The organism is Crocosphaera watsonii WH 8501, assembly GCF_000167195.1.
Lineage (GTDB): Bacteria > Cyanobacteriota > Cyanobacteriia > Cyanobacteriales > Microcystaceae > Crocosphaera > Crocosphaera watsonii.
The window spans coordinates 1-6,515 of record NZ_AADV02000207.1 but is presented as its reverse complement, the minus strand read 5'-3'; the positions used below and the strand labels follow the sequence as shown (position 1 = coordinate 6,515).

Genomic DNA, 6,515 nt, shown 5'->3' with positions numbered 1-6,515 from the left:
CATACTGAGGAACTAAAGAAGAGTACGTCCGTTGTGGGATCTGTATACTGACACATTCAGGACACTTAATGTAACTATCTGGAAGTCCTTATACAACGACTGGACTCGTGGTAGATAACTTGGAGCAATGGTGGACAAGTCTGAGTATAACTGAAAAGCAGCAATCTAGAGAACATCCAAATTAAAAGTTGATAATGGACCAAATAGATAGTGGAAGAAGAAGGCAATTTTTGAAGAGAATGGTAGAGTTTGCCGACCAAACTAAGAAATCTATTCAATTACTATATTTTCCTCCTTATCACAGTAAATATAATCCCATAGAAAGATGTTGGGGAATTTTAGAGAGGCATTGGAACGGAACACTTCTGAGAAATGCTCAAACGATGTTAGCTTGGGTAAAAACTATGACATGGAAAGGCTTAAATCCGATAGTTAAGTTAAGTAAAAAAGTTTATCAAAAAGGCATTTCTTTAACGAAAAAAGAGATGAAGGAAATTGAGAAACGTTTAGAACGTAATCCTCACTTACCTAAATGGGATATTTTGATTAGACCCAGTTAGTCTAAAAAGTTAATAAGAGTGTAAAATTAAGTGAATTTCCTTTTTAAAAATAGTCAAAGCTAATTTAAAAGTTAGCGTATTTCTTTCTTTTAGATAGGGAGGTTTTTGTTCGCGGAAAGTATCCGCGAACAACTTTTTATTTTTCCCTTTTCGCTTATTTGAGATGTTCTACAAACAGATTCTGAGAATGGGTGGGAAACTTTTTCTTGGAAATCACCTAATTTCGCGGTCTATACCCCCAATGCGATTGACTTGGGCGACCCCTTCCACATTAAGTAATGCTCTGGCAACTTTGCGATCTACGAAATCACTCAATTCTTCTACTGATCGCTGGTCAGAAGAGACACTATAGGTAATAATGGAACCTCCTGCCGATTTTAGCTGTCTGACAATGGGTTCATCAACATCTTCTGGTAAGTCTTGACGAATTTGGTTAACAGCATCACGAACATCATTGGTGGCCTGGTTGGTATCAGTCCCCAAGACAAAGTTAATGGTGGTGTTGGAGAATCCATCCCCGACGTTGGAGATGATTTCGTCAATATCCCCTAATCCAGCCACTGCATCTTCAATTTTTTTGGTAACTTGGGTTTCTAACTCTGTTGGACTCGTTCCTCGTTGATTGACGATAACCTGAACAATAGGAATATCAAGATTAGGGCTGTTATCTATCCCTAGAGTTGTAAAAGAGAATAGTCCTACTAAGGCCATAATCATAAAGGCCAGGAGGACGGCAATAGGGTTTTTAATCGACCAGGTCGACAGGTGGAAGGACATAGGTTAGGTAAATTGTTTGTCTTGAACACTTTACTAATTTTAACTTAGCGGAATAAGCTTACGCCGTTTCTAGTTGGTGATCATTTGAGCGAAAAAATCTTAAACTAACAGGAGTGAGTAAGGCAGATGGAAAAAAAAATAAGGACGCGATCGCAGTGACTAATAGCCAAGGATAGTATTTTAATAAACTAAGGGAAAGTCTGTGTAATAGGGACTTGTGGGACTGTATAACCTTGGTTTGTCTCTTCATGTCTTAAGTAAGCATTAATAGCGTTTAGCTTGGAAACTGAGAGACTAAAGCCAATTGAACAGACAATAAGTAGAATTACTAGAAGGTGGGAAGTCGAAAGGGGAGGATCTGGTTTAGGACTCGGATAGTCCTGTTTTCGGTTAAACATAAAAGCCTCCTAAGTTAGTTTTATGGGTATGACCCAACCCAAAGACCCTAAGCCTTCGATCATTTTCCTTTACCATCGGTACCTTAATGACATCCAAGCTAAATTAACCAAAGATGGGAAAATCGATCCAGACCATCCTGGGAATAATTCCCTAAAGCAATGGGGAAAGTCCAGAGTTGGGGATAAGTTGGTTAAACTGTTGTTCAAAGAACTCATTGGAGCTTATCGTAGAAGTAGGAAAGGATAACAACAGAGAAGGGAGAGCTTACGCCCTCCCTTTTTGGTAGTCTATTTTGAAAATTAATCTTAGACTAAGTAACAGAAGGCAAATTTTTGTAAACCTACCCCACCCACAGATTCTATGACCGACGTTCCTGTTTCTCGCATTCGTAACTTTTGTATCATCGCTCATATCGATCATGGCAAGTCAACTCTTGCTGATCGTATGCTACAAATGACCGAAACCGTTGCTCAACGGCAAATGAAAGAGCAATTCCTCGATAACATGGACTTGGAACGGGAAAGAGGAATTACCATCAAACTACAAGCAGCTAGGATGAATTATCGCTCAAAAGATGGGGAAGATTACGTTCTCAACCTCATTGATACCCCTGGCCACGTAGACTTTTCCTACGAGGTATCCCGTTCCTTAGCAGCTTGTGAAGGGGCATTATTAGTAGTAGATTCCTCCCAAGGTGTAGAGGCGCAAACCCTAGCTAATGTTTATCTAGCACTTGAAAATAACCTAGAAATTATCCCGATCTTAAATAAAATTGATTTACCTGGATCAGAACCGGAACGGGTGGCCAGCGAAATAGAAGAAGTGGTGGGGTTAGATTGCAGTGATATTATTAAAGCCTCAGCAAAAGCAGGGATCGGGGTTAACGAAATTTTAGAATCCATTGTCCATTTGGTTCCCCCTCCTGAGGATACGGTTGAGCAACCCTTACGGGCTTTGATTTTTGATAGTTATTACGATCCCTATCGGGGTGTGATCGTTTATTTTCGCATCATGGATGGAACTATCAACACCGGCGATCGCATTCGTTTAATGGCTTCTGGAAAGGAATACGAAATTGATGAGTTAGGGGTACTATCCCCCGATCAAATACAAGTAGATTCCCTTCACGCAGGAGAAGTGGGTTATCTGTCCGCAGCGATCAAAACCGTGGAAAATGCACGGGTGGGGGACACTATCACCCTCGCAGAAGAACAGGCCAAAGAACCTTTGCCTGGTTACACCGAAGCTAAACCCATGGTCTTTTGTGGTTTATTTCCCACGGACTCGGATCAATACGAAGATTTGAGAGAAGCTTTAAACCGTCTCAAACTCAACGATGCTGCCCTTTCTTACGAACCAGAAACCTCTAGTGCGATGGGGTTTGGTTTCCGTTGTGGTTTCTTGGGTTTACTACACATGGAAATCGTTCAAGAACGTTTAGAACGAGAATATGATTTAGATTTAATTACAACGGCCCCCTCTGTAATTTATCGTGTCACCAACCTTGATGGCGAAGTGATGGAAATCGATAATCCTAGTCTACTGCCTCCACCCCAAGAACGGGAAAAAATAGAAGAACCCTATATCGAAGTGGAAATGATCACCCCAGAAACCTATGTGGGGACATTGATGGAGTTGTGTCAAAGTCGTCGGGGTGTGTTTAAGGATATGCGTTACTTTACCCTATCGAGAACTGCTTTGATCTATGAGTTACCCTTAGCTGAGGTTGTAACAGACTTTTTTGACCAATTAAAGTCCAGATCACGGGGTTACGCTAGTATGGAGTATCAATTGATCGGTTATAGGGCAAATCCTTTGGTTAAACTGGATCTTCTGGTGAATGGGGACGGTGTGGATGCTTTGGCCATGATTGTTCACCGTGATAAAGCTTATTATGTGGGTCGTGCTTTGACAGAGAAGTTAAAAGAGTTGATCCCTCGTCATCAGTTTAAGGTTCCTATTCAAGCTGCGATCGGTGCTAAAGTTATCGCTAGTGAACATATCCCTGCTTTACGTAAGGATGTGTTAGCTAAGTGTTACGGGGGAGATATTTCCCGTAAGAAAAAACTGCTACAAAAGCAAGCTAAAGGTAAAAAACGCATGAAGGCGATCGGTACTGTAGATGTTCCTCAAGAAGCTTTTATGGCAGTGTTGAAGTTAGAACCTCAATAATGTGTCAGTGGCCAGTGATCACTTAGCAGTGATCAGTTAGCAGGTGACGGGGTTTAAGTCCCCGTTACTTCCAGAAACATATGTCACTATTGATATATTTAGTGATATATTTGTAGTATACAACTAAAATAGTACATTAAAACTCTTGACAAAAGGGCAATTATCTTTGAGGTTGTAAAAAAATGGAACGCAACCCCATCAAAACGGATAATAAAACGGGCAATGATAGTGCAACTAAGTTGACCATTAATATTAATGGTCCCTATTTCCCATTGAAAAAATTTCAACAGATTCTAGATAGTTTTTCAAGTGTTTTATCTGAGATTGATAAAGAGATATCTGAGACGGGAAATGTAGGGGTAGAATGGTCTATTTCAGACTTTAGACAGGGAAGCATTTATTTAACGGCAGAAGCTGCTATTATCAAAGAAAATGTGGATTTAGATAGACCTCAAGAAATTATCGAGGCGTTTCAATCAGGATTAGAAATTATTAAAGATAATCCAATTCGTCCTAAATATTTTAATGATATTTCATTGAAAAAAGCTAAAATTTTTAGCGAATTAATTGATCCTAATGATTTTGCAGAAATTGAATTTTTTACACAAGATTGGAGATTTAATGTTAATACAAATATTGCTGTTAATATTGATGAAATAATCAAGACTTTTCATCAATATTATGGTGCAATTGAAGGGAAATTAGTATCAATTAGCATAGGCCACGGGAAAAGAATCGGCATTCGCAGTATGGTAGAAAATAAAACTGTTACTTGCTTTTTCCCCGATGAGCTTTTTGAGACTGCGAGAAATGCTTTAGGAAAAAGGGTTTATATATTCGGATTAATTAGACAATATTTACATGGAGAAAAAATAAATATTCACGTTCAAGAAATTAAACTATTACCAGAACCATCTGGCTCTTTTTCTGTTGCTAACATTTTTAATATGATTAGAGGAGAAAATTGAAAAAGAAAGCTTCTCAAGAACAACATTATTGTGACTCTTGTATTTTTATTGGCTTTTTAAGTCAAGAACCTGATAAATTTCAACGATGTAAAAATATTATAGAATCAGCAGAATCAAATTATATTACCCTTTATACATCGACTTTCACAATGGCAGAAGTTGTTAAGATTAAAGTAAATACTTTATCAGAAACGCAACAAGAAAAAATTATTCAATCTTTATTTTCTAATCTTTGGATTAATTTAGTCGCATTTGAAAGAGAAACAGCAGAAATTAGTCGATATTTAGTAAGAAAATATAAATTAAAACCGTTTGATTCTTTACATTTAGCCACTGCTATTAGAATGCAGGTGGACTATTTTAATACAACTGATACCAAAATGATTAAGAAACTACCTCAAACAGTATCTTATCTACCTAATTATCCCAAAGAAGTTATGATACAAGAACCTTTTATTAGAGGATATCAACCTCGGTTATTCTAAACGATTTTATTATATAATAAAAGGTAAACTCCTCACAAAAATTGTCTATGCAGTGGAATTCATCTCTAGTTCAAGAAAAAATTAGCTTTAACTTTAAAAACACCGATCTGCTTTTTCTGTCATTAAGTGATCCTTCCTATGGAAAACAAATTAATCAACCTGATAGCGATAATCAACGCTTAGAATCTCTAGGAGAAAACTTACTTGCACTGATTATTATTGACTATTTATATCATCATTTTCCTTATTTAACCCTCAGTAAAATGACTGCTTTACAGGATAAGTTATTGGATAAAGAAAAACTCACTAATCTTTGGTTTAGTTTAGGATTAGGTGAAAGTTATCCCTTTCTAGATGTTAATCAAGAAAGACATCGTTTACGGGTTAAAACAACTAATCCTTTTGAAAAATCCCTAAAAGCATTAGTAGCAGCTATTCATGTTGATCGGGGATTTTCTCACTCTTATAACTGGTTTAATAAACACTTAATTGCTCCCTTATTAGCAAAGCATCAAAAAGACAATTTAGAAAGGGTAAATCCTGATAAACAATTAAATATTTTAGGCTCTACCCTCTTAAAAGCAGTTACATTTGACTATTTATATACTCTCTTACCTTATGTTAAGCCAGGGCAATTAAAAAAACTATCCAAAACCTTAACATCAAAAAAACAACAAACAGAATACCTCAAAAAAGTAACTACAGAAGATTGGGAAATTATAACCACTGAACAAGATAAGATATCTAAAAAGTCTTTTCCCTCCTTATTCGGTGCAATGTTTATTCATTTCGATCACGAAAACCCTAAAACTCGCTACCGCAATAGTAAAAAATGGTTCAAAGAAAACTTTATTGATGAAGATGAAGTTTTATATGATGCTATATCTTCACTACTCAGAGACGGTATCCCCCAAAAATGGATTATTCGTGAAATTTTAGGCTACAAAAGTAAAGATTATGACCGAGGTAGAAAACGATTTCATGAAATTATGGATCAAAGTTCCGATAAAATATCAGTTAAGACTGAACATTAAAATATCTTTAAATTTTAAATCACGCACTGCTACCTCCCCACTCCGCACGCTGAGAGTGGGGAATCTGGCTTATTTCTATGATCAACGGTTTAGCTTATTTGGGATTCCTTGACAACCCCC

Annotated in this window: 6 protein-coding genes; 5 read left to right on the top strand and 1 reads right to left on the bottom strand. The window is 37.1% G+C overall.

Annotation, left to right across the window (positions count from 1 at the left end; all coding sequences use genetic code 11):
* The first annotated feature begins 194 nt into the window (after positions 1–194).
* Complete coding sequence (locus CWATDRAFT_RS37845) at positions 195–560, top strand: ISAzo13-like element transposase-related protein (protein WP_007308271.1); 366 nt, start codon at positions 195–197, stop codon at positions 558–560.
* 213 nt (positions 561–773) lie between these two features.
* Here CWATDRAFT_RS37845 and CWATDRAFT_RS28750 read toward each other — a convergent pair whose 3' ends face one another.
* Entirely contained in the window at positions 774–1,337 is a 564-nt protein-coding gene (locus CWATDRAFT_RS28750; protein ID WP_007308270.1) for an efflux RND transporter permease subunit, read from the bottom strand.
* A 759-nt stretch (positions 1,338–2,096) separates the two neighbouring features.
* On the opposite strand from CWATDRAFT_RS28750, the gene lepA reads away from it, so the two are divergent.
* From lepA to CWATDRAFT_RS28725, 4 genes are all read left to right on the top strand, one after another.
* On the top strand, positions 2,097–3,908 hold the full coding sequence (gene lepA, locus CWATDRAFT_RS28740) for a translation elongation factor 4 (protein WP_007308272.1): 1,812 nt from the start codon (positions 2,097–2,099) through the stop codon (positions 3,906–3,908).
* Between the two features lie 182 nt (positions 3,909–4,090).
* Entirely contained in the window at positions 4,091–4,876 is a 786-nt protein-coding gene (locus tag CWATDRAFT_RS28735) for a hypothetical protein (RefSeq protein WP_007308273.1), read from the top strand.
* Positions 4,873–5,361 (top strand): type II toxin-antitoxin system VapC family toxin, encoded by a 489-nt coding sequence (locus tag CWATDRAFT_RS28730; protein ID WP_007308274.1) that lies wholly within the window; start codon positions 4,873–4,875, stop codon positions 5,359–5,361. Before CWATDRAFT_RS28735 ends, CWATDRAFT_RS28730 begins: the two co-directional genes overlap by 4 nt.
* A 47-nt stretch (positions 5,362–5,408) precedes the next feature.
* Positions 5,409–6,395 (top strand): ribonuclease III domain-containing protein, encoded by a 987-nt coding sequence (locus CWATDRAFT_RS28725; RefSeq protein WP_007308275.1) that lies wholly within the window; start codon positions 5,409–5,411, stop codon positions 6,393–6,395.
* Positions 6,396–6,515: the final 120 nt, after the last annotated feature.

Bases quoted from the DNA above. Each gene is read 5' to 3' on its own strand.
- CWATDRAFT_RS28735 (WP_007308273.1), top strand. From the start codon at position 4,091: ATGGAACGCAACCCCATCAAAACGGATAATAAAACGGGCAATGATAGT.
- lepA (WP_007308272.1), top strand. From the start codon at position 2,097: ATGACCGACGTTCCTGTTTCTCGCATTCGTAACTTTTGTATCATCGCT.
- CWATDRAFT_RS28725 (WP_007308275.1), top strand. From the start codon at position 5,409: ATGCAGTGGAATTCATCTCTAGTTCAAGAAAAAATTAGCTTTAACTTT.
- CWATDRAFT_RS28750 (WP_007308270.1), bottom strand. From the start codon at position 1,337: ATGTCCTTCCACCTGTCGACCTGGTCGATTAAAAACCCTATTGCCGTC.
- CWATDRAFT_RS37845 (WP_007308271.1), top strand. From the start codon at position 195: ATGGACCAAATAGATAGTGGAAGAAGAAGGCAATTTTTGAAGAGAATG.